This is a genomic window from Micromonospora sp. NBC_01412, from assembly GCF_045040215.1.
Classification (GTDB): domain Bacteria; phylum Actinomycetota; class Actinomycetes; order Mycobacteriales; family Micromonosporaceae; genus Micromonospora; species Micromonospora rubida.
In genome coordinates this window covers 5,142,749-5,169,639 of sequence record NZ_CP109528.1, presented here as the reverse complement: position 1 = coordinate 5,169,639, position 26,891 = coordinate 5,142,749, and the positions used below count along the sequence as shown (strand labels likewise).

General features: G+C 74.1%; 22 protein-coding genes. 18 read left to right on the top strand and 4 right to left on the bottom strand.

Annotation, left to right across the window (positions count from 1 at the left end):
- Positions 1 to 3 precede the first annotated feature (3 nt).
- The gene (locus OG617_RS23630; protein ID WP_405095166.1) at positions 4 to 2,112 is read left to right on the top strand and encodes an ATP-binding protein; all 2,109 of its coding nucleotides are present in this window, start codon (positions 4 to 6) and stop codon (positions 2,110 to 2,112) included.
- Positions 2,113 to 2,156: 44 nt separating this feature from the next.
- Here OG617_RS23630 and OG617_RS23625 read toward each other — a convergent pair whose 3' ends face one another.
- Positions 2,157 to 2,516, bottom strand: a complete 360-nt coding sequence (locus OG617_RS23625) for a hypothetical protein (protein ID WP_405095165.1) — start codon at positions 2,514 to 2,516, stop codon at positions 2,157 to 2,159.
- Between OG617_RS23625 and OG617_RS23620 the strand changes: the two genes are divergently transcribed.
- Both OG617_RS23620 and OG617_RS23615 read left to right on the top strand, forming a co-directional pair.
- Complete coding sequence (locus OG617_RS23620) at positions 2,515 to 2,739, top strand: hypothetical protein (RefSeq protein WP_405095164.1); 225 nt, start codon at positions 2,515 to 2,517, stop codon at positions 2,737 to 2,739. The genes OG617_RS23625 and OG617_RS23620 overlap by 2 nt on opposite strands.
- 521 nt (positions 2,740 to 3,260) lie before the next feature.
- Positions 3,261 to 4,040 (top strand): DUF4157 domain-containing protein, encoded by a 780-nt coding sequence (locus tag OG617_RS23615; protein WP_405095163.1) that lies wholly within the window; start codon positions 3,261 to 3,263, stop codon positions 4,038 to 4,040.
- 51 nt (positions 4,041 to 4,091) lie between these two features.
- Here the strand turns inward: OG617_RS23615 and OG617_RS23610 are convergent, their stop codons facing one another.
- On the bottom strand, positions 4,092 to 5,957 hold the full coding sequence (locus OG617_RS23610; protein ID WP_405095162.1) for a hypothetical protein: 1,866 nt from the start codon (positions 5,955 to 5,957) through the stop codon (positions 4,092 to 4,094).
- Between the two features lie 472 nt (positions 5,958 to 6,429).
- Positions 6,430 to 6,627 carry a hypothetical protein gene (locus OG617_RS23605; RefSeq protein ID WP_405095161.1) on the bottom strand — a complete coding sequence of 66 codons (198 nt, stop codon included), beginning with the start codon at positions 6,625 to 6,627 and terminating at the stop codon, positions 6,430 to 6,432.
- A gap of 37 nt (positions 6,628 to 6,664) precedes the next feature.
- Between OG617_RS23605 and OG617_RS23600 the strand changes: the two genes are divergently transcribed.
- The 15 genes from OG617_RS23600 to OG617_RS23530 all read left to right on the top strand — a co-directional run bounded on the left by OG617_RS23600 (position 6,665) and on the right by OG617_RS23530 (position 23,996).
- Complete coding sequence (locus OG617_RS23600) at positions 6,665 to 10,393, top strand: hypothetical protein (RefSeq protein WP_405095160.1); 3,729 nt, start codon at positions 6,665 to 6,667, stop codon at positions 10,391 to 10,393.
- 7 nt (positions 10,394 to 10,400) lie between these two features.
- Positions 10,401 to 11,009 (top strand): HEAT repeat domain-containing protein, encoded by a 609-nt coding sequence (locus OG617_RS23595; protein WP_405095159.1) that lies wholly within the window; start codon positions 10,401 to 10,403, stop codon positions 11,007 to 11,009.
- Positions 11,010 to 11,147: 138 nt separating this feature from the next.
- Positions 11,148 to 12,677 (top strand): phage tail sheath family protein, encoded by a 1,530-nt coding sequence (locus OG617_RS23590; protein ID WP_405095158.1) that lies wholly within the window; start codon positions 11,148 to 11,150, stop codon positions 12,675 to 12,677.
- A gap of 24 nt (positions 12,678 to 12,701) precedes the next feature.
- The gene (locus OG617_RS23585; RefSeq protein WP_350888608.1) at positions 12,702 to 13,145 is read left to right on the top strand and encodes a phage tail protein; all 444 of its coding nucleotides are present in this window, start codon (positions 12,702 to 12,704) and stop codon (positions 13,143 to 13,145) included.
- A 4-nt stretch (positions 13,146 to 13,149) separates the two neighbouring features.
- Positions 13,150 to 13,599 (top strand): hypothetical protein, encoded by a 450-nt coding sequence (locus tag OG617_RS23580; RefSeq protein WP_405095157.1) that lies wholly within the window; start codon positions 13,150 to 13,152, stop codon positions 13,597 to 13,599.
- Positions 13,596 to 13,754, top strand: a complete 159-nt coding sequence (locus OG617_RS23575) for a DUF6760 family protein (RefSeq protein ID WP_405095156.1) — start codon at positions 13,596 to 13,598, stop codon at positions 13,752 to 13,754. Before OG617_RS23580 ends, OG617_RS23575 begins: the two co-directional genes overlap by 4 nt.
- 37 nt (positions 13,755 to 13,791) lie before the next feature.
- The gene (locus OG617_RS23570; RefSeq protein WP_405095155.1) at positions 13,792 to 16,461 is read left to right on the top strand and encodes a hypothetical protein; all 2,670 of its coding nucleotides are present in this window, start codon (positions 13,792 to 13,794) and stop codon (positions 16,459 to 16,461) included.
- A 58-nt stretch (positions 16,462 to 16,519) separates the two neighbouring features.
- Positions 16,520 to 16,957, top strand: a complete 438-nt coding sequence (locus OG617_RS23565; protein WP_117672064.1) for a phage tail protein — start codon at positions 16,520 to 16,522, stop codon at positions 16,955 to 16,957.
- Positions 16,958 to 16,960: 3 nt separating this feature from the next.
- Positions 16,961 to 17,731 carry a LysM peptidoglycan-binding domain-containing protein gene (locus tag OG617_RS23560; protein WP_396679927.1) on the top strand — a complete coding sequence of 257 codons (771 nt, stop codon included), beginning with the start codon at positions 16,961 to 16,963 and terminating at the stop codon, positions 17,729 to 17,731.
- Entirely contained in the window at positions 17,715 to 19,556 is a 1,842-nt protein-coding gene (locus tag OG617_RS23555; RefSeq protein ID WP_405095154.1) for a VgrG-related protein, read from the top strand. Before OG617_RS23560 ends, OG617_RS23555 begins: the two co-directional genes overlap by 17 nt.
- A 26-nt stretch (positions 19,557 to 19,582) precedes the next feature.
- Positions 19,583 to 19,864, top strand: coding sequence for a PAAR domain-containing protein (locus OG617_RS23550; protein WP_405095153.1), 282 nt, complete (start codon positions 19,583 to 19,585; stop codon positions 19,862 to 19,864).
- A 5-nt stretch (positions 19,865 to 19,869) separates the two neighbouring features.
- On the top strand, positions 19,870 to 20,280 hold the full coding sequence (locus OG617_RS23545; protein ID WP_161692193.1) for a GPW/gp25 family protein: 411 nt from the start codon (positions 19,870 to 19,872) through the stop codon (positions 20,278 to 20,280).
- A complete protein-coding gene (locus tag OG617_RS23540) occupies positions 20,280 to 22,235 on the top strand; it encodes a putative baseplate assembly protein (protein ID WP_405095152.1) in 1,956 nt (651 codons plus the stop codon). The genes OG617_RS23545 and OG617_RS23540 overlap by 1 nt, the downstream gene beginning before the upstream one ends.
- 31 nt (positions 22,236 to 22,266) lie before the next feature.
- Positions 22,267 to 22,791: a phage tail protein gene (locus tag OG617_RS23535; RefSeq protein ID WP_405095151.1), complete on the top strand. Its 525-nt coding sequence runs from the start codon at positions 22,267 to 22,269 to the stop codon at positions 22,789 to 22,791.
- Positions 22,788 to 23,996: an NADase-type glycan-binding domain-containing protein gene (locus OG617_RS23530; RefSeq protein ID WP_405095150.1), complete on the top strand. Its 1,209-nt coding sequence runs from the start codon at positions 22,788 to 22,790 to the stop codon at positions 23,994 to 23,996. The genes OG617_RS23535 and OG617_RS23530 overlap by 4 nt, the downstream gene beginning before the upstream one ends.
- Here OG617_RS23530 and OG617_RS23525 read toward each other — a convergent pair.
- Positions 23,911 to 26,802 (bottom strand): BTAD domain-containing putative transcriptional regulator, encoded by a 2,892-nt coding sequence (locus tag OG617_RS23525; RefSeq protein ID WP_405095149.1) that lies wholly within the window; start codon positions 26,800 to 26,802, stop codon positions 23,911 to 23,913. The two genes, OG617_RS23530 and OG617_RS23525, sit on opposite strands and share 86 nt — an antisense overlap.
- Between the last annotated feature and the right edge of the window lie 89 nt (positions 26,803 to 26,891).

Genomic DNA, 26,891 nt, shown 5'->3' with positions numbered 1-26,891 from the left:
GCCGTGGCTGAGGGCTCGCCGGCGCTGCTGCGCCGCCTCCAGCGGGTGGAGCTGGCGGTACGCGCCGCGGTGGCGGCCCGCCGCGAGGCCGATCCGCAGCCCGACGACCCGTTCCGCGGGCTGTACCTGTCCGACGAGGCGGTCGACGCCGCCCTCGCCGCCGGCCGGGAGCCTTTCCGCCCGTGGCCGGGCGATCCGGCCGACGCCTCGGCAAGGGCGTCGGCCGGATCGGGGCCGGCCGCCGGGGCTGGGCCGACGCCGGCTGGGGCACCGGCTGGGGCACCGGCCGGGCCCGCGGGAACCGGGCGGGAGCCCGGGCCGGACCGGCTGGCGGCGCTGGCCCGGGCGGCGGGGCTGACCCCGCTGGACGAGGCGCTGCTGCTGGTGGCCCTCGCCCCCGACGTGGACAGCCGGTTCGAGCTGTTCTACGGGTACCTCAACGACGACGTGACCCGCCGCCGCCCCTCGGTCGGGCTGGCGCTGCGGCTGTGTGGGCTGCCCGAGGCCGCCGCCCCGGCCCGGCTCCGGCTCACCGCCGGGGCGCCGCTGATCGACCTGGCCCTGCTGCGCGTGGACTCCCCCGACCGGCCGGTGCTCAGCCGCGGGCTGTGGGTGCCCGACCGGGTAGCTGGCTGGCTGCTCGACGCCGACGCCCCGGAGCCGTCGCTGGTCGGGTTCGCCGAGCCGGTCGACGCGGCCGGGCCGCCGCCGCCCGGCGCCGAGCAGCTCGGCCGGTCCGGGGCACGGCTGGCGTACCTGCGGGAGAAGCCGGGCGGCAGCGCGCCGGCCCTCGCGGTGGCCGCCCTCGACCACACCCGGCGCGGCGCGCTCGCCGTCGACCTGCCCCGGCTCGCGGCCGACCCGCAGGCGGCTGAGCTGGCCACCGTGCTGGTCCGGGAGGCCCTGCTCACCGGGGCGGGACTGGTCGTCGGGCCGGTGCGGGGCGACGAGCCGTGGGCGGTCTGGTCCCGGCTCACCGCCGGCGAGGTTCCGGTGCTGGCGTACGGGACGCAGCCGTGGGACCCGGCGTGGACGGCCGGCGCACCGGTGCAGGTCGACGTGGTGCCGTTGAGCGCCGCCGACCGGGCCGCCGTGTGGCGGGCCGCCCTGCCCGACCGGTTGGCCGACGGGCTCGACCCGGCCGCCGCCACCGCGCACTTCGTCCTCGGCGCCCCGGCGATCCGGCGGGCCGCCTCGGTGGCCGTCCAGCTCGCCGCCGCCACGGGCGAGCCGGTCGGCGCGGCGCACCTGCGCGCGGGCGCGCGTACCCAGAACGCGGCCGGGCTGGAGCGGCTGGCCCGGCGGATCGTCCCGGAGGTCGGCTGGGACGACCTGGTGCTGCCGCCGGCGACGCTGTCGCTGCTGCACGAGCTGGCCGGCCGGGCCCGGCACCGGGACCAGGTGCTGCGCGAGTGGCGGATGCGCCCCGGCGGCGGGCGCGGGCACGGGGTGGCCGCGCTGTTCGCCGGGGACTCGGGCACCGGCAAGACGATGTCCGCCGAGGTGGTGGCGGGCAGCCTGGGACTGGACCTGTACACGGTCAACCTGGCCACGGTGGTGGACAAGTACGTCGGCGAGACCGAGAAGAACCTGGAGCGGATCTTCGGCGAGGCGGCCGGGGTCAACGGGGTGCTGCTCTTCGACGAGGCGGACGCCATCTTCGGCAAGCGTTCCGAGGTCCGCGACGCCCACGACCGGTACGCCAACATCGAGAGCGCGTACCTGCTGCAACGGATGGAGACCTTCGACGGGCTGGCGGTGCTGGCCACGAACCTGCGGGCCAACCTGGACGAGGCGTTCACCCGCCGCCTCGACGTGGTGGTCGACTTCCCGGTGCCCGACGAGGCGGCCCGGAGGGCGCTGTGGGACCGCTGCCTCGGCGACCGGGTGCCCCGCGCCCCCGACGTGGACCTGGACTTCCTGGCCGAGGCGTTCGAGCTGGCGGGCGGGCACATCCGCTCGGCGGCGGTGACCGCCGGGTACCTGGCCGCCGGGGCGGGCCGGCCGGTGGGGATGGCCGAGCTGATCGGGGCGGTGGGCCGGGAGTACCGCAAGCTCGGCCGGCTCACCCTGGAGAGCGAGTTCGGCCCCTACCTGGGGCTGGCCGTGTGAGACCGCCACCGGGCGACGGGAGATCGTTGCCGGTCGCGGGAACGTCACTCCCAGACGGTGACCCGGACGGTGAGCTGCTTCTCGACCGCCCTGCTCACCACCAGCAGCGCGTACCGCCCGGCCGAGGTGACCACGCAGATTCCCCGGCGCTCCAGCAGCCGATCCCCGACCGGGCGGGCGGACGGCTGCCCGTACCCCGCCCGGACGCAGTCGGCGCGCTGCCAAGGGCCGGTGCCCGACAGCGACGCCGCGTACCTCGGGTCCTCACGGCTGACGACGGCGTCGTTGCCGGCGTCGGGCCACCACGAGGCGTACCCGACGTCGCGGCTGGAGCCCCAGTCGTCCTTGGTCGGATTCCAGTCGGCGGCCGTCGAGTCCAGGTCGTACGCCGTGTAGTCGGCCATGACCAGCGTCCCGCTCCGCCGCACCCGGGCGGAGGTAACCGCCTCGTCGCTCGGCGGGGGCGGTTTCGGCTTCGACGTCGGGTCGGGCCTCGACGTGGGCCCGCCGGACGGAGGGCCGGTCGGGTCCCAGATCGGCTCGGGAGGCAGCGGCGGAGCGTCCGGCGGCGAGCCGTCCGGAGCCGGGCCGACCGGTGAGGAGCTGGCCGACGGCCCCGGGGCCTGACCACCGGCGGCGGCCACGGGCGTCACGGACCCGGAGACGCTCGGGGCGGGACTGACCCTGCGATCCACCAGTCCGGCGCCCTTCGCCCACAGGGCCGCGACGACGAGCGGGACGACCGCCGAGATGACGGCCGTTTTGAGCCCCCAGCCCTGCATCCAGGACCGGCGACCCGGTTCGCGGGTGCCCGAGCGCGGTAGCCGCGACGACATGCGACGCCCCGATCGGCGTAGGATCATGAAGCCCTCCCGTCCAACGTAGACAGTTGCCCGGACCGCCGATGTTAGGTCCGTCCGGCAAGGCGCGGCCGGCCCCGCGACCGCATCGGGACCGTCGGCCGCGATCGGTGTCCTTGAGTGCGCCGACGTGGGCCGCCAGGGCGCGGCGGACTGCCCGGGGGGGCAGTTCGGGCTGCCTCTACGGCTGGCCCGGCTCGCCCTGTGCCGGGGCGAGCCGACAGGGGACGGTCGAGACGGGAGACCCTGCCGTCATCGCGCCGGGTCGTTCCGGCGAGGAGGCCCGACATGCGCGGACATCGCGAGTTCGACTCGGACGCGGCGGCACGCCCCGCCGGTGACCGGCCGTCCGGCCCCGAGCGCGACACCGACCACCTCATGTACGCCGCCGCCAGCGCCGGGCGCCCCGACGTCCTCGGCGCGTCCGGGCTGCTCGGCCTGCAACGGGCGGTCGGCAACCAGGCCGTCGGGGAGCTGCTGGAGGCGGAACGTTCCCCGGTGCACTCGGTGGTGAACTCCGGCGGCGGGACGCCGCTCGCCCCCGACGTGCGGGCCGACATGGAGGCCCGGTTCGGCGGTCAGGACTTCGGCGACGTACGCGTGCACGCCGACGGGGCGGCGCACGAGTCGGCGAAGTCGGTCAACGCGCAGGCGTACACCGTCGGGTCGAACATCGTCTTCCAGCGCGACAGCTACGACCCGGCGTCGTCGGCCGGGCAGCACATGCTCGCCCACGAGCTGACCCACGTGGTGCAGCAGCGCAGCGGCCCCGTCGACGGCACCGACCACGGCGGCGGGGTGAAGGTGAGCGACCCGTCCGACCGGTTCGAGCGCGAGGCCGTCGCCAACGCCGACCGGCTGATGTCCGCCCCGGCCACCCCCGCCCCGGTCACTCCGGCCCCGGCTGCCGCCGCCCCCGTCCAGCGGGCCGTCGAGCACGAGGGGCACGACCACCCCGAGGTGCAGCGCGCCGAGGAGATGTCCGAAGAGGACGAGTCGGCACAGACGTACGTTCAGCGGCAGGAGACCGGCGAGGAGGAAGAAGAAGCGGAGGCCTCGACCTCCTGACCTCGCCGGCCGTCCCGGTCACGCCGATCGTGCCGCTCGTGCGCAGGCCCGTCAGGCGACCCGGAAGGGGTACGACTTCGCGACGTAGCTCTGCTTGCCGTCGGGGCGGACGGCGTACACACTCACGGTCTTGAACCCGCGTGACGGCGGGGTCCAGGTGACCGAGGCGGTGCCGTCCGGGCCCGCCGCCACCGTCTGGTACGCCGAGTCACCGGTGAACTTGTACCGGTACTCGCTCACCTCGTCCCAGTTGGACGGCGGCGAGAAGACGAACGTCCCCGGCACACCGATGCCACCGGAGGCCTGCCCGATGCCGGGATAGACCGTGGAGGAGACGCCCGGCGGCTGGTGGTTGAAGTGCAGCGACCACGACGCCTCCGAGGAGACCCAACCGTTCGTGCTGCGGCTGCGTACCGTGAGCTGGTAACCCGCCGGTTCGTCGGCGGTGAAGGTGACCGTGGCGCTGCCGTCCGGGCCGGCCGGGACGGTCTGCTTCGTGCCCCCGGTCAGCAGATACTCGTACTCGGTGACCGGAGCGACCCCGACATGCGGCGTGATCCGGACGGTCACCTCGTCACCCCAGTCGGGCTGGTCGCCCACCACCGTCACGGTCGGGTCGGTGTCCGGCACCCGGATCTCGTAGCGGGTGTCGGCTGACCGGTTGCCCGCCCGGTCGAGCGAACGCACGACGAGCGTGTTGAGGAAGTCCCGGGGCGGGCTCAGCGTCAGCGTCGCCGAACCGCCCGGAACGTCGGTCTGCACGGTGCCCGGCACGGTCAACGGATCCGGGCAGACCAGTTGGCCGAGGTCGCCGTAGGCGCACCCGGACACGAGGATCGACTCCCAGGCGTACGCGAAGCCGACCACGTCGGGGTCGCCGCCACCGGAGAGGGTGAACACCCCCGGCTCGCCGACCGGGGTCGATCCGGTGTCCGAGGTCGGATAGTTGGCCGAGGTGACCTGGGCAGCCGGCGGCGCCGTACGGTCGACCGTGAAGTAGCAGGTCCGGGACCAGGCGGAGGTGTCCAGGCCGTCGGAGGTCCGGCCCTGCCAGGCGTACGTCGTACCGTCGACCAGCGCGGTGTCCGGCACCTGGACCGTGGTGACCCGGCCGGACTGACCGTGCTCCTGGCTCAGTTCGACCCGTGCCGCCGGGTCGCCGACCGGCCAGACGCCGACGTCGAGCCGCACACTGTCCCACTCGTCGGCGTCGTTGCCGACGGCCTGGAGGGTCGCGCGCTGGGCCGGCAGCGTCGGGTAGGGGGCCTGCTCCCGGCACGGGAAGCCGCCGTTGTAGAGGTGGTCGCCGTCAACCGCCGGCAACGAGTTGTAGGTGACGCTCAGCTGCAACCGCTTGTACCAGTAGAGCTGGCGGCCGTAGCTGAGGTCGCTCTCGTGCTGCGCCGACACCCGCAGCTCGACGGTGATCCGCCCGTCGTCCTCGCGGGCGTCGTCGAGGGCCGCCGCCGAGACGTCGAACGCCAGATCGGCCGGGCAGTACGTCGAGTCGCCAGCCTCGTCAAGCTTCTCGATCCCCGCCGGTGCACCCGCCCAGGTCGGCGTCTGCGTCACCGCTGCGGTACGCCAGACCTCGACGGCCCGCTTCGGGCACTCGGCCGCGCTCTGCTCGCGGAGGTACAGCTTGCCGCCGATGATCTGCCGCGCGGCGAAGCCGGTCAGGTCGAAGGTGGCGTAGACCCGGGACGTGTGGAGCTGACTCGCCCCGTCCTGCCAGGTGCCCAGCGGGGCGTTGGTGTCGCCCTCCCACTCGTGGGCGACCTGCGCGTCGGTGGAGTCGGTGTAGCCGATGTGCATCGGTATCTGACTCTCGTGGTAGGGAGCCGCGGAGGCCGCCCCAGCGGCCGACACGACGGCGAGCCCGCCGGCACCGACCACCGCCACCAGGGCAGTGGCCAAGCTCCGGCCCGTTACTGACCATCTCAAAGTGACAACCTCTCCCCGTATGCCTGCGAACCCCGAAATGACGCAGCGCATCGACGATCGTATGGATCTTCAGTTACGTCGTCCACGCTTTTAGCCGTCGGCCGACACCTCGCGAATCTGCCTCCTCGGCCTCCTGCTGGAGCGAACAGCCGAAGGTCCGACCAACCGAGCGCTGCCCCATCGGGCAACTTTCGCGGCACTCCCAAGAGGCCGCACGGTCAGTGACCAGTGACTCCGAGTATCGGACGCTCGTGTCCACGGTGAACTGACGGTGACGTGCCCGGCCCGGGAGGTACAGCGTGAAGGCGCCGGCCGAGGAACGAGGTGCGGAACGCGCTCCGGTACGCCCGGCAGCGCCTGCGCCGACCCGGCCGGCTGATGACTCGGACGCGACGACCGCAGCACACCGGGGCCCCGGGGCACGCCCATTGAGCCCGGCCGTGGCTCAGCGGTTGCAGGCGGCAGCCGGCAACCGAGCGGTGTCCGCCCTGGTGGCGCAGCGCAGGGCGGCTGGATCAACCGCGCGTCGATCGCCGACCACCGCCCGATCGGCTTCCAGCGGCAGGGCACCGAAGACGGGTTCGGCATCGTCGTCCTCCTCGGCAACGGTCCAGCCGACGACGGCACCAGCGGCCGGTGGCACCGGTCCGGAGGTTGTCGACCCGTCGGTCCACGTACCGGTGCAGCGGCTGGCGACCGACGCCGGTCCCGTCCACCGCCCCGGGCCGCAGGCCGACCCGAAGTTCGCCGCGCTGAAAGCGGACGTGCGGGGCAAGCAGCAGGTGCTCGGCGCGCACCCGCCGGCAGCGTCGGAGGCGTCGAAGGCGCAGGGCGCGGCGAAGGCGCCACAGGACGACAAGGAGGCCCAGGGCAAGGCGGCGAACGCGGAGAAGATGAACGCCGCCAAGCCCGGCGAATTCGACAAGGCCGCGTTCGTGCGCGCGGTCAACGAGGCGATCGCGGCGCAGGCGCCGAAGAACCTCGACGAAGCCGACAAGTTCGGCGACTCGGGCAAGGCGGACGCGGTCAAGGGCCAGGTGCAGGGCCAGGTCACCGACGGCAAGAAGGCCTCGGCGAACGCGATCGAGACCACCACGAAGGCCCCGCCGGACACCTCGCAGGCGGTCGACAAACCGGTCACGCCGCTGGTGGCCGACAAGCCCCCGGCCGCGCCGGGCGCACCCGACCCGGCGAAGGCCGTGCCGGACAAGGCGCCTGCGGCGGCGACGGATCTCTCCGGGGGGCCGAAGCAGGTCGACCAGCAGATGGCCGACGCGCAGGTCACCGAGGAGCAGCTCGCGAAGTCCAACGAGCCCGAGTTCACCGGGGCGTTGAAGGAGAAGGACGCCGTCGAGCAGCACACGGCCACCGCCCCGGGCCAGGTGCGCGCCGCCGAGGCACAGACCCTGACCGGCGCGAAGGCGGCTGCGGGAGCCGCCGGGGCGACGGCGATGAACGCCCTCGCCGGGGACCGCAAGCAGGCGGGGCAGTCGGTCGGGGCGGGCAAGGAGCAGGCGAAGTCCGCCGACGAGGTCAAGCGGGCGCAGGTCACCGCGACGTTGCAGAAGGTCTTTGACGCCACGAAAAAGGACGTCGAGGAGATCCTGTCCGGCCTGGACAAGAAGGTCGACGAGAAGTTCGGCGCGGGCGAGAAGGCGGCTCGGGACGCGTTCACCGCCGAACACACCCGGCTGATGGACGCCTACAAGGACAAGCGGTACTCGGGGCTGCTCGGCAAGGGCCGGTGGATCAAGGACAAGTTCGCCGGGCTGCCCGAGGAGGCCAACCAGATCTTCGTCACCGCCCGCAAAGGCTACGTCGACCGGATGCAGCAGGTCATCTCCGCCGTCGCCGACGTGATCGGCGCGGAGCTGACCCGGGCCAAGCAGCGCATCGCCACCGGCCGGGACCAGTTGCAGGCCGAGGTGAAGAAGCTTCCGGCCGACCTTCAGGCCATCGGCAAGGAGGCGGCCGGCGAGTTCGCCGGGAAGTTCGACGAGCTGACCGAGTCGGTGAACAACAAGGGCACCGAGCTGGTGCAGACCTTGGCGACGAAGTACAACGAGGCGCTCAAGTCGGTCGACGAGGAGATCGCGGCTGAGAAGGAGAAAAACAAGGGCCTCGTCGCCAAGGCCGTCGACGCCGTCGCCGGTGTGATCAAGACGATCATGCAGCTCAAGGACATGTTGATGGGAGTCCTGGCCAAGGCCGCCCAGGCGGTCATGGCGATCATCAAGGACCCGATCGGCTTCCTCGGCAACCTGGTCAGCGCGGTCGGTGCGGGCCTGAAGCAGTTCATGGCCAACATCGGCGAACACCTGAAGAAGGGCCTCGTCGGCTGGCTCACCGGGGCGATGGCCGGGGCTGGGCTGGAGCTGCCGGCGAAGTTCGACCTGCGCGGCATCGTCATGATGATCGGCTCCCTGCTGGGGCTGACCTGGGCGTCGATCCGGGGCCTGATCATCAAGCGCGGGGTGCCCGAGCCGGCGATGGGCGCGGTCGAGAAGTCCGTGCCCATCGTCCAGAAGGTGCAGGCGCAGGGCCTCGGCGGGCTGTGGGAGGAGATCCAGGACAAGGTCGGCGACCTCAAGGCCAACCTGTTCGCCAAGATCAGCGAATATTTGATCCCGACCGTGCTGATGGCCGGCATCACCTGGATCATCTCGCTGCTCAACCCCGCGTCGGCGTTCGTCCGCGCCGTCAAGATGATCATCGACTTCGTCACGTTCATCGTGACCCAGGGCGCGCAGATCCTGGAGTTCGTCAACTCCGTCCTCGACGCGATCATCGCGATCGCGGGCGGCGGGACGGGCGGGGTTCCGGCGCTGATCGAGAAGGCCCTGGCGCGGTCGGTGCCGGTGCTGATCGGCGTGCTCGCGGCGGTGCTCGGCGTCGGCGGGATCGCGCAGCGGGTGCAGAAGTTCTTCAAGGGGCTCGCCGCACCCGTCATGAAGGCTGTGGGCTGGGTCGCCGACAAGATCGCCGCTGCCGGCCGGAAGCTCTGGTCGAAGCTCAAGGCGGGTGCGCGCAAAGCCAGGGCCAGCGCGAAAGGGCTCCGGGACAGGCTCCGTCCGGGCCGAAGACGCGATGGTACAGACCCCCGGCGTAGGGGCAGATCCGATCCCGACCAGCGCTCGTCACAGGCGAAGCAACAGCACCTCGAACAGGCAGTCAAAGCGCTCAAGCCAGCGCTGAAGCGGGCGCTCGCCGAGGGCATCAGCCCGAGCCGGCTCCAGAAGAAGCTTGCCGGCTGGAAGGCAAAACACCGTCTGTCGAGCCTCTCCGTCAGCCCGTCCGGAGAGTTTACGGCGACGGTCAATCCGTCCATCACCCTGGACGACCCGAAGGGGAAAAGACTCACCGACGCAGAACTGGCGGCACTTCTGCTGCCGATCTTTCACGAGGTGGAGGAAGCCTTCAGCCGGGAGACGTCGGCGACACTCCTGCCGGACGGGTCGTTTCAACTACGGTTGCCGTTCGCGGCCGGGCAGCGGCAAGCGTACGCGGCCGGCGAGCGCAACGCACTGGATGGGCTCACCCGTTCGGAGCAACGGGCGATCCTCGCCAGCACGCGACCCGGCAGCTCATCCCTGGAAGTCGAGCCGGACGTCGTACTGTGGTCCAACCGGTTCAGCTGGCAGGGATGGCAGGAGAATCCCACGGGTGTGCGGAGAATCCCGAAGGTCCAGGCACCCTGGACACCCGGGCTGTCGAAGGCGAAGCGTGAGCGCCGGGAACCAGGCGCATACCGCCCGGGCATGATGGCGGAGCTGATCGACAGAGGCGTCACGGAGTTCGGGCTCAGCAAAGCGGCCATAGAACGGGCCCTCACCACAGGGTCGAGGGTGGGGGTGCTTTCACTTCGACGCCAGATGACTCGCGGGAGCAGTGAGGACCAGGCCGAGTACCTGACACTCCTGAACACGCACAATATACTTCGACACGGCGTCGAGGCGGGTCGATACCCGGGAATGGGAACGACCACGGCCCTTTCCAGCGCACTGGTCGACACCGGCGTTGCCGATCACGACCGGGTCGTCGCGGGCGATCTGGCTCCGATGGCCCCCAAGGGCGCGGCCTTCACGGGCAAGAAGCCGGTCCGGCGACGAGACGACCAGGGGAGCCTGGTTCCACTCAACTCTCGCTATCCACACGAGCACGAGATGGCGGAGCGGATACGCATCCGACGGGTCGGCCGGATTATCAGAGAACTTCTGCAGGCCGCAACGACACGACCAATCATGGCGACGTCAAGCGGGTACCACTTGGATAAGCTGGCCGTAGCCATCCGGCAATGGCTGGCAGCACGGGTGGGTCACGGACGAGAGCCTGCCGAGATCATAGATGCAGGAACACGCCTACGGACAGAACTGATGCGGCTCATGGCACACTATGACGGACAAACCTAGGAGCGACATGGCCAGCCAGACAGCTCGGCGGTACCACGTCCTGACAGACGATCTCGATGATGGCTTCTTCATCTCACTCGAGGATCTTCTGGGGGAGATCGCTACTACGACGGGCATCGATCTCAGATTCGTCGAGTCACGAGACCTAGGGATAGACCAAGAGGCTCACCTCTACCGGCAGGAAGACGGTCCGGTCCGCCTGACGGTGACCGAGGACGGAAACCTCGGAATCGGCTACTTCATGATCGAAGGACCGAACGAAGGCGTCAGCAAGATCGATCACACCCTCGCCACGCGGCTTTCGGCGCGCCCCCTTGCCGAATGGCAGGAACTCGCCGAACAGGCGAAGGACCACGAGCCCGTACTGCTGATCAAAATGGCGATCGCCTCCGGCGAGGACGCTGACCCGAGGACACTGCGGATTCTCGCCGACGCCCTCGACAGTCCGTCGACGAGCGTCCGACTCAAGGCGGTCGAGGCCGCGAGCCTGACCCAGTGGCAGGAACTCGCCACGCCGCTGGCGAAGATGTACGAACAGGACGATGATCCTGGCGTCCGAGACCTCGCAGGCACGGCACTTCAACTCCTGCTTGCCGCCCGATCCGGGAGACGCTGAGGCACGGTGCATCGAGGCCGCTGACGCCGCTGCCCATACGGGCAGTGAAGGATTCCCGATCAAGCGGCCCGGCGGACGTGTGACCCGCCGCCCGTACGCGGGACGCTCGACTCGATCCCCGAGGGACGAGGAGGCGGGATGCCCAACTACCTGGCGCCGGGCGTGTACGTCGAGGAGGTGGCCGGCTCGCGCCCGATCGAGGGCGTCGGCACAGCGGTCGCCGCGTTCGTCGGCTTCGCCGCGCAGGGGCCGTTCAACACCCCGACCCTGGTGACGAACTGGAGCCAGTACTCGCAGACCTTCGGCGAGTTCGCCCCGGACTGCTACCTCGGCCACGCCGTGTACGGGTACTTCATGCAGGGCGGCGGAGCCGCGTACATCGTGCGGGTCGGCGGCGACCGGGCCAGCGACGAGGCCCTGCCTGCGGCGCCCGAGCCGACGGCGATCCTCGGCACGTACCGGGTGGTGGCCCGCGCCCTGCCCGAGGGCATGCCGGACGACGTGACGGTCGAGGTGGCCGACCCGCCGGAGGGCGCGGGCGAGGACCGCTTCAATCTCGTCGTCAAGCGCGGCGGCCAGGTGACCGAGACGTTCGAGTCGGTGACCACCAAGCGCGGCAAGGACAACGTGGTGACGGTGGTCCGCGAGCGGTCCAAGCTGATCACCATCGAGGAGGCGGCGCCGACCGGCCAACTGGCCCGCCCCCGCGGCGGCGAGGTGGCGCTGAGCGCCCCGCCCACGGTCAGCGCACCGGAGTCCGTGTCCGCCGACGAGTACGTGGGCGACGCGGCGGAGCGGACCGGATTCGGCGGCCTGGAGGCGGTCGACGAGGTGACCATGGTCGCGGTGCCCGACCTGATGGGGGCCTACCAGCGCGGCGCGATCGACCTGGAGTCGGTGAAGACCGTGCAGTCCGCGGTGATCGCCCACTGTGAGCTGATGGGCGACCGGATGGCCATCCTGGACCCGCCGCCGGGGCTGTCCCCGCAGCAGGTCAAGGAGTGGCGCACCGACCAGGCCGGCTACGACTCGAAGTACGCCACGCTCTACTACCCGTGGATCAAGGTGTTCGATCCGGTGACCGGCACCAACCGGTTCATGCCGCCGTCGGGTCACCTGGCCGGGGTGTGGGCCCGCAACGACGCCAACCGGGGCGTGCACAAGGCCCCCGCGAACGAGACGATCCGGGGTGCGGTCGCCCTGGAGACGCAGCTCACCCGCGCGGAGCAGGAACTGCTCAACCCGATCGGCGTCAACTGCATCCGCTCGTTCCCGGGCCGGGGCATCCTCGTGTGGGGCGCGCGGACCCTGTCGTCCGACCCGGCGTGGCGGTACCTGAACGTGCGGCGGCTCTTCAACTACCTGGAGGAGTCGATCCTCAACGGCACCCAGTGGGTGGTGTTCGAGCCCAACGACCACATGCTCTGGGCCCGCATCCGCCGCACCATCAGCGCGTTCCTGGTCAACGAGTGGCGACGGGGCGCGCTGTTCGGGCTCACCCCCGACGAGGCGTTCTACGTCAAGTGCAACGAGGAGACCAACTCCGCCGAGAGCATCGACGCCGGCCAGGTGATCTGCCAGATCGGCGTGGCCCCGGTGAAGCCCGCCGAGTTCGTCATCTTCCAGCTGGCGCAGATGTCCGGCGGCACCAGCCTGGTCAACGAGTAGTCCCCAAAGCGTCAGGAGGCAGTCGTGCCGCTCCCCGATTTCGACTCCGCCGTCGGCCACTCGTTCGGCCTTGAGGTGGACAGCATCATCATCCGCCAGATCACCGAGGTCTCCGGCCTCAAGATGGAGCAGGACGTCATCGAGTACAAGTCGAACACCGCCGACGGCAAGTTCGCCGTACGCAAGGCGCCCGGCGCGCCGAAGGCCGGCGAGGTCACGCTGACCCGGGGCCTGACGGCGGACAACAGCTTCGAGCGGTGGGTCAAGGACTGCCGCTTCGGGAAGATGGGCTCCGCCCGCAAGGGCGGCGCGATCATCGTCTTCGACTACGAGGGCATACCGATCAAGCGGTACAAGCTCACCAACGCGTGGGCGAAGAGCCTGGAGATCAGCTCGCTCAAGGCCGGCGACACCAGCGTGCTCACCGAGAAGCTCGTGGTGACGTACGAGTCGATGGAGGTCGAGTAGCCCCATGCGCCGCACGTCGTCCCTGGTCCCGCCGCCCGGCCCGGAGCCGGCCGAGCCGGCCGCCGTCGCCCCGCGCCGCGAGACGCTGCGCACGGAGTTCCCGTTCGAGCTGCCGCGCGGCTACGTCGACGGCTCGGGCACGGTGCACCGGGACGGGGTGATGCGGCTGGCGACCGCCCGCGACGAGCTGGTGCCGTTGCGCGACGACCGGGTGCGGGAAAACCCGCCGTACCTCACGGTGGTGCTGCTCAGCCGGGTGATCACCCGGATCGGCACGGTGTTGGACGTGCACCCGGGCGTGGTGGAGGACCTGTTCGCCTCGGACCTGGCGTTCCTCCAGGACATGTACCGGCGGATCAACAGCGAGGGGCACACCCGGGCGAGCGTGGTGTGCCCGGAGTGCCGGCACCGGTTCGCCGTCGACCTCGCCGGTGGGCGCCTGGGGGAATCGTGACGTACGCGGCCGACCGCATCCACACCGAGGTCGCGTACGTCGCTTACCACTTCCACTGGTCGCTGGACGAGATCCTCGACCTCGAACACGGCGAGCGCCTGCGCTACATGGCGGAGATCGCCAGCATCAACACCCGCATCAGCCAGGGACGGTGACCCGATGTGGCCGTGGCGCCGGCGTACGCAGGGGGCCGTGCAACGGTCCACCGCGAACGCCCCCGCCCCGCCCACCGACGGCTCCCCGACTCACACCCGGAGCGCACCGCCCGCGTGGCAGAGCCTCCCGCCGCTCCAGCGGGTCACCCCGGACGAGCCACGGCTGAACCTGCCCGACACGTTCACCGGGTCGCTGGCCGCGTGGCGCGACCCGTCGTACCTGGCGCCCCTCGGTCACCTCGTCGGTCCCGCCGAGCCGGCGGGGGTGCTGCACGAGACGGCCGTGCCGGTGAGCGAGCCGCCCCGGCCCGTCCCGGAGCCCGTCGGCCGGACGCACGGCGACGACACCGGGCCGCTGCCGCTCGCGACGCCGTCGGCGGACAGCCGCCCGCCGGCACCGTCCCTGCAACGGCAGGCCGCCGGCCCGCCGGGAACCACACCGGTGCCGGAACATCCGCTGGCCGTGCCGGCCCGGGGCCGGGCGGTGCCCGTGGAGCCGATGACGGTCAGCCGGCTGCTGACCGCGCCCCCGCCGCCGGAGGAGCTGCTCCTGCCCGCCGTCGAACGCCCGGCCGACCCGACGCCGGAGGCCGCCCGACCCGACGCCGCCTCGCCCGAGGCACCCACCCTCGGACGGGACGCCCCGGCGACGGGTGACACCGACGCGACGACCCCGGCCGACATGACGGGTCCCCTCGGCGGTGACGTCCCGGGTCCGGCGTCGGATGCGGGGTTCGCGGCGGCAGCCGCCGGGTCCCTCACACCAGGCAGCGCCGGGTCCCTCACACCGGGCAGCGCCGGGCCGTCCGCACCGGACCTGCCCGTGCAGCGACTCGTCGGGGACGGCCCGAGGCCACCCCGCCGGCTCGGGCTGGGCGAGCCGATCGTGTCCCCCGTGCTCTCCCCGGTGCCCGGCCCGACCGGCGACGCCGCTCCCCCGTCGGTGCAACGTTCCACGGCCGGGCAGGGTCCCGAGCAGGTGCGACGATCCGCCGCCGGAGAGGGCCAGGCGGGCAGCCCGCTCCCGCCGGCCGCCGCGCCGCTGGTCCAGCGGTCGCCGACCGGCGGGAGCGGGCCGGTCACCGAACCCGCGTCGGCCGGTCAACCGGCCGACGCGAGTGATGCGGGAGATGCAGGCGACGCGAGTGACGCGGGAAACGCGGGCGACGCGGCACCGGCGGGCGATTCGACCACGCTCGTGGGCTCCGGGACCGTCACCATCTCCCGGCTCGACACGGAGGCCTTTCCCACCGGTCTCGGTCCCTCCCCCGTGGGGCCGCAGGCCGAGGCGGGGGCCGCCGACAGGGGCGAGAACCCGGTCGGCGGTCCCCCGCCGCCCGTCGAGGGCCTGCCGCTCGCCGGTACGCCGCGCGGCGACGCCCCACCCACCCGTTGGGCCGGCGGGGTGGCAGACCCGGGCACGGGCGGGCCGGCACCCGTCCAGACGTTCGTGCCGCCCGCCGGAGAGACACCACCCGCCGGAGAGACGTCACCCGCCGGAGAGACGTCACCTGGCGGGGGGACGGTCGCCGGTGGGGAGACGACGGCCAGCTGGGAGACGACGGCCGGCGGGGACGTGCCGGCTGGGGCGGGCGTGGCCCCGCTGCTGGGCGAGCCACCCACGTCGACGCCCTCGGGCGGCGCCTCCTCAGCGGGCGGGCCGGCGGCGGGCGCTCAGGCGATGGATCCGGCCGGCGGCCCGGGTGCGGGACAGGAGGGCCCCGGCGGCACCGACCTGCCGGTGGTGGCGCGCCTGGCGACGTCGGCCACCCCGACCGGCCCCCGCGTCGAGGGGCCGTCGACCGGCACCGGGCCGGCCCCCCACGCCGAGGCGTCGACCGGCACCGACGGCCCGTACGACGGTGGAACAAGCCCGGTCGGTGGCGCCACGGCCGGCTGGGAGGCCGGCACCGACGGCGGACCGGGCGTCGCCGGCCTCGTCGGCGGGGACGGCGGCACGGCGGACCCCACCGGCGACGCGGCCGGGCCGGCCGGCCCCGTAGGGGTGGACGCGGGCGGGAGCCCGTCCCCTCCCCTGCCCCTGGTCGTGGCCCGGCTCGTCGGTGACCGCCCGCCCCCGCTGCTGACCAGGGCCGGGCCGGTCGCGCCGTTGCCCGACCGGCCGGCCGTGCAGCGGGTGACCTGGCAGCGGGACGAGCCACCGGCCGGCGGCGGGCGGGCCGGCACCACAGCCGACCCGGAGCGGGCCGTCCCCGTGGACCTGTACCCGCCCCCGGCCGCCCCGGACCCGAGCACCACGCCGGGCACGGCGGCGTCGACCAACGCAGCCAGCTCGACCAGCGCGGAGGCCGGCGGCGGGCTCCCGCCCGTCCAGCGGTGGGTGGGCGCGCTTCCTGGAACGCCGCCGGCCAGCCGGCCCCAGGGGCGGGACGCCGCGCCGCCCGGGCCGCCGCTGTCCGCGTATGCCATCGGTGAGCTGTCGGGTCCGGTCGTGCAGCGGGCCGAACCGGTCGACGACGCCGCCCCGCCGCCCCCGGTCGACGCGCCCGCGCCGCCTGCGGCGGCCCCGCCGCCCGATGGTGACGGGGCGGCGGCCGGTCGGCCGGCGGCGTCGGGTGCCGCGCCGGGCGGTGGGGCCGAACCGGAGGAGCTGCTGAAGAAGCTGTACGACCCGCTGCTGCGCCGACTCAAGACCGAGCTGCGCCTCGACCGGGAGCGACACGGGGCGCTCGGCGGGCCGGGCTGACCGGGACCGGGAGCCACGCCGCGGACCAGGGGAAGAACGCCAGGACCAGGAGGGACGAATGGCCAAGGACGAGGTCGCCGTCGCGATCGCCTTCGTCGTCAGGATCGACGACCAGGATCTCGGCGCGTTCAACACCTGCGACGGGCTGGGCTGCGAGGTCGTCGTCGAGCAGCGCGAGGAAGGCGGCAACAACGGGCACGTGTGGCAGCTACCGACCCGGATGAAGTTCTCCAACGTCAAGCTGTCCCGCCCGGTCACCGCCGACAGCACCAAGCTGATGCGCTGGTTCTCGGGCATGGCGAACGGGATCACCCGCAAGACCGCCACCATCGAGGCCCGCACCCTGGAGGGCACGGTGATCGCCCGCTGGGGGCTGCTCGACGTCATCCCCGTCAAGTGGACGGGGCCGCAGCTCAGCCCGGACAGCCCGAAGGTGGCCGTCGAGACCCTCGAACTGGCTCACCACGGCTTCTTCGGCCCCGGGACCGGGGGGTGACCCGTGAGCGCCTCCCCGGTCACCTTCACCGCCGCCGGCAGCCCCGCCGGGCGGGGTGGCGGCGCGCCGCCACAGCTCACCCACGCCTACCTGCAGCTGCACGAGCCGCCCCGCAACGGCGGCACCGCCGCGCCGGGCCCGAAGCTGGGCCAGATCCCGTTCCAGTTCAACCCGAAGGAGCTGGCGCTGACGAAGACCGCCAAGTGGAAGCGGGACGCGCAGCGCAACGCGAAGAAGAGCGGCGTGCCGGAGTTCACCGGCTCGGATCCGGCCAAGCTGACCCTGGAGATGTTCTTCGATGCCACCGCCACCATGGACAGCTCGGTGGTGAAGCGGGTGGAGGAGCTGTTCGCCTGCTGCGTGCCGACCGACGCGAGCCGGCAGCAGAAGAAGGGCTCCCCGCCCTGGGTGGTGTTCCACTGGGGCGGGATGGTCGGCTTTTCGGCGTTCGTGGCCAGCGTCAACGCGAAGTACACCCTGTTCACCCCGGGCGGCACGCCGGTGCGGGCGCTGTGCACGGTCACCCTGGAGGAGATCTCCGGGGAGCAGCCCGGCCAGAACCCGACGTCGGGGGCGCTCGCGGCCCGGGACGTCCACGTCGTGGTCGCCGGGGACACCCTGCACTCGGTGGCCCACCACGCGTACGGGCGGGCGGGGCTGTGGCGGCAGATCGCCGAGGCCAACGATATCGACGACCCGATGCGGCTGCGGCCCGGCACCGTCCTGCTGGTGCCCGCCCTCGAGGAGCTGACGGACGGTGCCCGTGGCCAATGAGCAGTTCGCCAACGCGCTCCTCGTCGAGGTGGGCGGCAGCCCGCTGCCCGCGGAGATCGCCGCGCTGCTGACGTACGCGGCGGTCGACGACAGCCGCAACCTGCCCGACCGGTTCGTGCTGCGGTACCGGGACCCGGGCCGGACGGTGCTGGCCAAGGGCGGCTTCACCATCGGCGCCCCGGTGAAGTTGACCGTGCAGACCTCCGACCCGGGCGGCCCCGCGCCGCTGCTCACCGGCGAGGTCACCGCCGTGGAGTGCGAGCTGGACGCCACCGGCACGTTCACCGAGGTCCGCGGCCTGGACCTGGCCCACCGGCTGCTGCGCGGCCGGCGGGTGGCCGCGTACCCGGGGATGAGCGTGCCGGACATCGTGCGGAAGGTGGCGCAGCGGGCCGGGCTGAAGGCGGGCCGGATCGACCCGGTGACCGGCATCGGCGGCGAGCCGGAGGCGCAGCTCAGCCAGGACAACGTCAGCGACTGGGCGTTCCTGCACCGGCTCGCGGCGCTGGTCGGCGCGCAGGTGATGGTGCTCGACGGCGCGCTGCACCTGCGGATGCCGGAGCCCCCGGCGGGCGCGCCCGACCCGTCCGCGCGGGCCACCCAGGACCCGCTGGTGCTGGAGGTCAACCGGAACCTGATCGCGTTGCGCGCCGGGGTGACCGCCACCGCGCAGGTGCCCGAGGTGGCCGCCCGGGGCTGGGACCCGGCGACGAAGCGGGCGGTCAGCGCGACCGCCACCCCGAAGGTGCCGGGAGCGGACGGCATCGGCGCCGACCCGGCCGAGCTGGGAAAGAAGGTGGGCAGCCCGCCGTACCTGGTCGCCGACCCCACCCTGGGCTCGGACGCGGCGGTGCGGGCGGTGGCCGGCGCGCTGGCCGGCGACCTCGGCGGCGGCTGCGCGGAGATCGAGGGGGTGGCGAAGGGCAACGCCCGGCTGCGGGCGGGCGCGGCGGTGGCGCTGGCGAACATCGGCGAGCCGTTCCAGGGAAAGTACGTGCTGACCAGCACCCGGCACGTGTTCAGCGAGCAGGCCGGCTACACCACGGCGTTCACCGTCTCCGGCCGCTCCGACCGCTCCCTGTACGGGCTGACCGCTGGTGCGGCCACGGCCGAGCGGGCGGGCGACGGCCTGGTCCCGGCGGTGGTCAGCGACGTGAAGGACCCGAAGAAGCTGGGCCGGGTCCGGCTCACCCTGCCGTGGCTGGACGAGAGGTACACCACCGGCTGGGCGCGGGTGGTGCAGCCCGGCGCGGGCGCGGACCGGGGGGCGGTGCTGCTGCCGGAGGTCGGCGACGAGGTGCTGGTCGGGTTCACCGGCGGCAACCTCGACGCCGCGTACGTCCTCGGCGGGCTGCACAACGGCACCGACGCGCCGCCGAAGCTGGACACCGATCCGGTGGACGGCAGCAGCGGCCGGATCGCGGCGCGGGCCCTGGTCTCCCGCACCGGCCACCGGTTGGAGCTGCTGGAGGCCGGCAGCGGGCCCGACGGGATCCTGCTGGCCACCGGGGACCGGAAGTTCACCCTGCGGCTCGACAGGACCGGCCGGCAGGTCGAGATCGTCAGCGACGGCAAGGTGAGCGTCCGCGCCAAGGACGGGATCAGCCTCGACGCCGGCTCCGGGCCGCTGGAGCTGGCCGGGCAGAAGGTCACGGTCACCTCGAAGGGCGACGTCGGCATCGAGGGCCAGGGGCAGGTGCGGGTGAAGGGCACGGCCGGCGCGTCCGTGGAGGGCGCGACGGTGAAGGTCACCGGGCAGGGCGGCGCGGAGCTGACCGCCAGCGGCGCGGTGACCGTCCGCGGCGGCGTCGTCCGGATCAACTGACGGTACGTGAGTGAAGGGAGAGCGCCATGCCACCAGCAGCTCGCGTCGGTGACCCCACCGCGCATCCGGGCATGGTCGGCGGCCCCGGGGCGCCCACCGTCCTCATCGGCGGGCAGCCCGCCGCCACCGTGGGCACGATGCACGCCTGTTCCTTCCCGGGCACCCCGCCGCATCCCCCGTCGCCGCTGCTGCCGCCCGGCTGCCCGACGGTGCTCATCGGCGGCCGGCCCGCCGCCCGGATGGGCGACCTGACCGGCTGCGGGGCGCCGATCCTCGCCGGCTGCCCGACCGTGCTGATCGGCGGGTGACTCCGATGGCCACGGACTTCGTCGGCGCCGGTTGGGCGTTCCCGCTGCGCACCGACCCCACCGGCGGGATCGCCCTGGTCCGGGGGGACCGGGAGGTGGTGGAGAGCATCCGGCTGATCCTCGGCACGGCCCCGGGCGAGCGGCCGGGCCGCCCCGAGTTCGGGTGCGCGATCCACGAGTTGGCGTTCGCTCCGGCCGACCCGTCCACGGCCGGCCAGGTGGCGTACCAGGTGCGCCTGGCGCTGGAGCGGTGGGAGCCGCGCGTCGAGCTGGACGACGTGCTGGTCGACTTCGCCGACGCGGCCCGGGGCACCCTCTACATCGACATCCGGTACCGGCTGCGCCAGGACAACGACCCGCGCAACCTGGTCTTTCCGTTCTACGTCATCCCCGCGCACGACCCGGGAGCCGAGTGATGGCCCTGCCCGCCCCCCACCTCGACGACCGCCGCTTCCAGGACCTGGTGGACGACGCGAAGCGCCTGGTGCAGCGGCGCTGCCCGGAGTGGACCGACCACAACGTGTCCGACCCGGGGGTGACCCTGATCGAGACGTTCGCGTACATGGTGGACCAGCTGCTGTACCGGCTCAACCGGGTGCCGGACCGGCACTACGTGAAGTTCCTGGACCTGCTCGGCATCGCCCCGTTCCCGCCGGCGGTGGCGTCGACGGACGTGACGTTCTGGCTGTCCGCGCCCAGGGACGCCCCGGTCGTCGTCCCGGCCGGCACGCACGTGGCGACCGTGCGCGCGGAGAGCGCGGAGCCGGTGACCTTCGAGACGCTGCACGAGCTGGCCGTGCCGCCGTGCCGGCTGGTCCGGGTGCTGACCGTGCCGGCCGGGGGGCGGGCGACGGACCGGACCGGGGACCTGGGCGGCGCGGACCGGATCCCGGCGTTCGCGGATCCGCCGGTGGCCGGCGACGCGGTGCTGTTCGGCCTGGACGGGGCGGTGCCGGGCTGCGCCGTGCTGCTCACCATGGACTGGGTGGTCGCCGGGCGCGGGGTGGACCCGACGAACCCGCCGCTGGTGTGGGAGGCGTGGACCGAGGGCGGCTGGGAGGAGTGCCCGGTGGAGCGGGACACGACGGGCGCCCTGAACCGGGCCGGCGAGGTGGTGCTGCACGTCCCGGCGCGGCACGCGGCGTCGGTGGAGGCCCGCCACCGCGCCGGTTGGCTGCGCTGCCGGCTGCGCGAGCCCGTCGCCGGGCAGCCGTTCTTCCACGCCCCGCCCCGGCTGGGCCGGGCGGAGGCGGTCACCATCGGCGGCACGGTGAGCGCCTGCCACGCCGAGCTGATCGGCGGGGAGACCCTGGGCGCGTCCGAGGGGGTGCCGGGGCAGCGGTTCACGGTGCAGCGGGCGCCGATCGTGGCCGCCGACGGCGCGATCGGCATCGAGGTGGGCGCCGCCGAGGGCTGGCAGAGCTGGCGGGAGGTGGCGAGCTTCGCCGACTCCGGGCCGGAGGACCGGCACGTGTGCGTCGACCGGTCCAGCGGGGAGATCAGCTTCGGCCCGGCCGTCCGGCAGGCCGACGGCACGGTACGCCGGTACGGGGCGGTGCCGCCGAAGGGCGCGGTGGTCCGGATCCCGGCCTACCGCACGGGCGGGGGGCGGCAGGGCAACGTGGCCGCCCGCACGCTGAGTGTGCTGCGGGACCCGGTGCCGTTCGTGTCCACGGTGACCAACCGGGCGGCGGCTACCGGCGGCGTCGACGGCGAGTCGCTGGCCGAGACGTCGGTGCGGGGGCCGTTGAGCCTGCGTACCCGGGAACGGGCGGTCACCGCCGAGGACTACGAGCAGTTGGCCCGGGAGTCGGCGCCGGAGGTGCTGCGGGTGAAGTGCGTGCCGGCGGGCGACGGCTCAGCGGCGGTGCGGGTGCTGGTGGTGCCGGCGCTGGGTGAGCACGGCGACACCGAGGACGACGCGGCCCGGTTCGCCGCGCTGCGCCCCCGCGACGAGGTCCTGGACCGGATCCGGGCCTTCCTCGACGCGCGCCGCTGCGTGGGCGCCCGGGTGCTGGTGGAGCCGCCGTTCTACCAGGGGGTGACGGTGGTCGCCCGGGTCCGCGCCCGGCCGCGGGTGAGCACGTCCGCCGCCGAGCTGCGCCGCCGGGCGCTGCGCGCCCTGTACGACTACCTCGACCCGGTGCGGGGCGGGCCCGACGGCGACGGGTGGCCGTTCGGCCGGCCGATCCAGTCGGGTGAGCTGCACGCGGTGTTGCAGCGGGTCGACGGGGTGGACCTGGTGGAGGAGGTCCGGTTGTTCGGGGCCGATCCGACCACCGGGGAACGCGGCGAGGCGGTGCAGCGTATCGATCTGGACGTCAACGCCATCGCGTTCTCGTACGCCCACCAGGTGCGGGTCACCGGGTGAGCGGGCGCGTCGCCGAGGTCAGGAGGGGATGATGCGGGGTGCGGTGCCGGGGCTGGCGAGCCCTCACCCGATCGGGCAGGAGCTGCCCGCGGTGTACCTGGAGGACGACTTCGCGCAGCGGTTCACCGACGGGCTGGACGAGGTGCTGGCGCCGGTCCTGCTGACACTCGACTGCCTGGACGCGTACTTCGACCTGGACCTGGCCCCGCCGGACTTCCTGGACTGGCTGGCCGGCTGGGTGGCCGCGCCGGTCGACGGGGACCGGGCGCCGGACGTGCGCCGGGAGGTGGTCCGACACGCGGTGGAGGCGCACCGGTGGCGCGGGACGGCCCGGGGCGTCGAGTTGGCGGTGCGGGTGGCCACCGGGGCGCGGGTGGAGGTCACCGACAACGGCGGGGTGACCTGGTCGGCGACGCCGACCGGCGGGCCGCCGCCGGACGAGGTGCCGCAGGTGCGGGTCCGGGTCGCCGCAGCGGCCGACGAGGCGCTGGTGCGGCGGGTCGTCGCGTCCGCCGTGCCGGCCCACGTCCGGCTGACGCTGGAGATCGAGTCATGATCACCTGTGCGAACTGCGGCGCCTCCAACCCCGACGGCAGGCAGTTCTGCGCCGCCTGCGGCGAGTACCTGTGGGACGAGGGCACCGCGCGGCCCACCTCCGGGCCCGCCGTCACCCGGGGCCGGCCGGAGACCGACCGGGCCACCGACGCGCCAGCGGATCCCGTCGTCCCGGCCCCGCCGGGCCCCGGCCCGTCCACCGCAGGCGGCCCGTCCACCGCAGGCACGCCGTCCACTGCAGGCGGCCCGTCTCCCGTCGTGCGGCCGCCCGGCCCGGTCGGGCCCGGCCCGGGCAGGGACGAGCCGGGCAGGGACGAGCCGGGCAGGGACGAGGCGGGCAGGGACGAGCCGGTGCGCGCGGGCGACGGCACGCCCCAGGCACTGCAGCCCGGGCTACCGAGCACCACCCGGGAGGCGCCGAGGCCGGTCGACCCGGCGCCCCGGCCGCCGGAGCCGACCTGCCCCCACTGCGGCAGGATCAACCCGCCGGGCCGCCGGATCTGCCGGTTCTGCGGGGAATCGCTGACCGCCCCGGCCGCGCCGGAGCCGGAGCGCGCCACCTGGTGGGAACGGCTGCGGGACCGGTGGGTCCGGCTGTGGGACCGGTTGCGCCGCCGCGGGCCCCGCCGCTCCGCCCCGAAGGACCGCCGGGCCGCCGGGGCGGCCCGCCGGCTGCTGCTGGTCGTGCTCGTGCTCTGCCTCGTCGGCGTGCTGGCAGTGGCCGGGCCGCCCCTGGTGCGGCGGGCCGTTGAGGCGGTACGCGACCACACCGAGAACCCGACGTCGCTCGTCCCGGCGGCGATGAGCGCGTCGTCGGAGCGGGTCGGCGCCGGCGCCGCCCGGCTCACCGACGGGGCGAACAACCGCTACTGGGCACCGGTCGGCACGCCCGCCGACGCCTGGGTGGAGGGCCGGTTCACCGAGCCGGTGCGGCTGCTCACCGTCATCATCACCCCGGGCGTCGGCCTCCGGCGGCAGGCGTTCCTCGAAGCCGGTCGGCCGCGCGGGCTCACCGTGGTCACCGTCGACGCCGGCGGGAAGCAGAAGAAGACCGACATCGAGCTGCGCGACGAACCCGGGGAGCAGCATTTCCCCGTCGAGGCGTCGAACGTGGTGCGGATCAGGCTGGTGGTCCGCTCGACGTACGGGACCGGCTTGGATCCGGCCGTGGCGATCGGGGAGGCGGAATTCTTCGGTCGACGTTGACCATGGCCCCCGGTGGCACGGTCTCCGCGGGTGCCGGGTCGAGGCCGAGGGAGACGAGCACGTCGGCGTACCGGCGGCGGGCGTGCTCGGCGGCGGCGGCGTTGCCGGCCCGGTCGTGCGCCGCGATCAGCAGCCGCCAGCCGGCGTCGTGGCACGGGTCGATCTCGACGCAGCGGGCCGCCATCGCGCCCGCCCCCTCGGCGCCGGCGCGCAGGGCGGCCTCGGCGAGCTGCGCCGCCGCGTCTGCGGCCTGCCTGCGCAGCGTCTCCCGCTCGGCCACCACCCACTCCGCCGGGCCGTCCTCCGGCAGCAGCTCTCCGGTGTACGCGGCCACGGCCGCCCGCAGGTCGTCGAGCGCGCGCGGGTCCCCGGTCGCCCCGGGGCGGGACGCCCGTTCCAGCGCGAGCCGGAACTCGGTGACGTCGCACGAACTCCCCGAGGGCAGCGCCAGCAGGTACGCGTCGCCGTCACGGTGCAGCAGGCTCCCCCCGTCACCGGCGGGCAGGTGGGTGTCGAGGAACCGGCGCAGGCTGGACAGGGCGACGTGCAAAGTACGGGTGGCGGTGGCCGGATCGGTGTCCGGCCACAGCGCGTCCAGGAGCCGGTCGCGGTGCACGGCCCGGCCGGCGTGCATGGCGAGGATCCGGGCCACGGCCCGGGCCCGGGGGCGCAGCGGCGACCAGTTCAGCGGCTCGCCGTCCAGGCAGATCCGGAAGCCGCCGAAGCACCGTACGGTCAGCGGGGCGGTGTCCGGCGCGGCGCCACACTCGGGGGTGACCCAGGCCGTCACCACCGCCCGGGGCAGCCCGGCGTGCTCGGCGGCGGCGTGGACGGCGGACAGGCCCACCGCCCGGCCGGGCCCGGCGGGCACGCCCGCAGCGAGGGCGAGCACCCGCGCCCCCGGCACCCCGGCGGCCCGGGCGGTGCTCTCCGCGCGGCGCACCTCGACCTCGGCGTCGGGCAGCCGGGCGCGCACGGCTGCCAGCGCGAGCAGGGACTGCGACCAGGCGGCGAGCACCCCGCTGTCCACGCCCCGGGCCCGGTCGAGCAGCCGGCCGGCCTCCTCCACATCCGGCCCGCCGCGCAGGGAGCGGGCCAGCGCGGCGCAGCCGGCCGCGAGCAGGGCACCCCACCGGTCCCCGAGCCGGTCGCACTCCTCGACGACGGAGGCGGCCTCCTTGAGGTCGGCCTCCGCCCCGGACAGCGCGGGCACCGCCCGGGCGAGGCGGGCCAGCCAGGGCAGTCCGGACCGGTCGGCGTCCAGGCCGACGGCGCCGACCGCGGCGGGTGCCTGCGGGTCCCCGCCGGCCAGCGCGACGGCGGCGCGCAGCAGCCGGCAGGCCAGCCCGACCAGCCCGGCGTCGGACGGCACCCACCGGTCCAGCACGCGCGCTGCCTCTGCGGCGTGCCCGGCCAGCAGCAGCGCGCCCGCCCGTACCAGCGGGTCGGCCGCCCCGGTCAGCCGTTCCGCCTCGCCGACGACCACCATCGGGTGCCGCCGGGTGGCCGTGCGCAGCCAGCCGGACCAGTGCCCGCGCCAGTGCGGGCCGTCGGGCAGCCAGGCCGTCACGTCGGCGCGCAGGGACCGGCATTGCGACCGGGCCGGCTCGCCGCCGAACATCTCCTCGGCCCGGCGCAGCAGCGGCACCGCCGCCGCCAGCTGGCCCTCGTTGATCCGGTGCCGGGCGTCGGCGAGCACCAGCCACGGGTCCTCGGCGATGAACCAGGCGGGCAGCACGTCCGACCACGGGTCGAGGCCCCGCACGGCGACGTCGCCGCCGGCGGTGTCGAGCAGCCGGTGCACGTCGGGCCACTGCTGGGCGCGGGCGAAGCACCGGGCCGCCTCCAGCGCGGCGCCCTCCGCGGCGAGCAGCCGTCCCGCGTGGGCGTGCCAGGCCCGCGCCTCGTGCTCCCCCAACTCCTCGGCGAGGGCGGCGATCAGGTGGGCGCGCAGCACCTCGTGGTACGCGAAGGTCCGGCCGCCGTCGTGGGAGACGGTGAACGCCTGCCGGCGCTCCAGTTCCTCCAGCGCGGCCTGCCCGTCGCCGTCGCCGTCGAGCAGCCGGTCGCACCGCTGTGCCGTGAGCACCTCGAACACGCAGGTGCGGACGAGGAACCGGCGCAGGTCGGGGGCGAGCTCCGCCAGCACCGTACGGGTGAGGTAGTCCCGGGACAGCGCCGAGCGCACGCCCAGCGAGGCCACCGCGCGGCGCCGGTCGGCCAGCGGCTGGCTGCGGGTGGACAGGTAGTAGAGCTTCAGGCCGGCCGCCCAGCCGCCGAGCCGCCGGGCCAGGGCCGCCACGTCGTCGGCCGGCAGGGGCTCCCGGTAGACGTCGCGCAGCAGCCGCTCCACCTCCCAGGTGCGGAACCGGAGCTGCTCGGCGTCGACGACGACGCTGTCGGAGAACTCGTGCCGGGTCAGGATCAGCGGCGGCATGCGGCGGGTGCCGACCAGCACCCGGACGCCCTCGCGGGCCAGGGCGAGGGCCCGGTCCAGCAGCACGGACTCCCCGGGCGTTCCCTCGACCAGGTGCAGGTCGTCGACGACGAGCAGGCCGGCACCGGCGTCGGGCAGCGTCGCCTCCACGCGCTCCAGCGCCCGCGCCGGTTCCGCGTCGGACGGCACGACGCGCAGCCAGCCCACCGGACCGCAACCGGTGGCCGCGTACTGGGCGAGCAGGGTGGTCTTGCCGGACCCGGCGGGGGCGACCACCAGGCCGAGGGAGCGGGGCCGGACGTCCAGCGCGGCGATGAGCCTCGACCGCGTGAGGCTCAGCGAAGGGCTGCGGGCGGGTTCCGTCGGCATCGCGCACACCTCCCCGAGGTAGACGGCCGTCGAGCCGGCCCGGGACGAGCGATGCCACTGATGGTAGTCATCAATACGCCCTGGTAGCT

What these genes read in the sequence shown, in the direction of transcription:
- OG617_RS23620 (WP_405095164.1), top strand. Translation starts at nt 2,515, where the DNA reads ATGACCAGCGTCCCGCTCCGCCGCACCCGGGCGGAGGTAACCGCCTCG.
- OG617_RS23625 (WP_405095165.1), bottom strand. Translation starts at nt 2,516, where the DNA reads ATGGCCGACTACACGGCGTACGACCTGGACTCGACGGCCGCCGACTGG.
- OG617_RS23615 (WP_405095163.1), top strand. Translation starts at nt 3,261, where the DNA reads ATGCGCGGACATCGCGAGTTCGACTCGGACGCGGCGGCACGCCCCGCC.
- OG617_RS23595 (WP_405095159.1), top strand. Translation starts at nt 10,401, where the DNA reads ATGGCCAGCCAGACAGCTCGGCGGTACCACGTCCTGACAGACGATCTC.
- OG617_RS23590 (WP_405095158.1), top strand. Translation starts at nt 11,148, where the DNA reads ATGCCCAACTACCTGGCGCCGGGCGTGTACGTCGAGGAGGTGGCCGGC.
- OG617_RS23580 (WP_405095157.1), top strand. Translation starts at nt 13,150, where the DNA reads ATGCGCCGCACGTCGTCCCTGGTCCCGCCGCCCGGCCCGGAGCCGGCC.
- OG617_RS23565 (WP_117672064.1), top strand. Translation starts at nt 16,520, where the DNA reads ATGGCCAAGGACGAGGTCGCCGTCGCGATCGCCTTCGTCGTCAGGATC.
- OG617_RS23550 (WP_405095153.1), top strand. Translation starts at nt 19,583, where the DNA reads ATGCCACCAGCAGCTCGCGTCGGTGACCCCACCGCGCATCCGGGCATG.
- OG617_RS23545 (WP_161692193.1), top strand. Translation starts at nt 19,870, where the DNA reads ATGGCCACGGACTTCGTCGGCGCCGGTTGGGCGTTCCCGCTGCGCACC.
- OG617_RS23540 (WP_405095152.1), top strand. Translation starts at nt 20,280, where the DNA reads ATGGCCCTGCCCGCCCCCCACCTCGACGACCGCCGCTTCCAGGACCTG.
- OG617_RS23535 (WP_405095151.1), top strand. Translation starts at nt 22,267, where the DNA reads ATGCGGGGTGCGGTGCCGGGGCTGGCGAGCCCTCACCCGATCGGGCAG.
- OG617_RS23530 (WP_405095150.1), top strand. Translation starts at nt 22,788, where the DNA reads ATGATCACCTGTGCGAACTGCGGCGCCTCCAACCCCGACGGCAGGCAG.
- OG617_RS23525 (WP_405095149.1), bottom strand. Translation starts at nt 26,802, where the DNA reads ATGCCGACGGAACCCGCCCGCAGCCCTTCGCTGAGCCTCACGCGGTCG.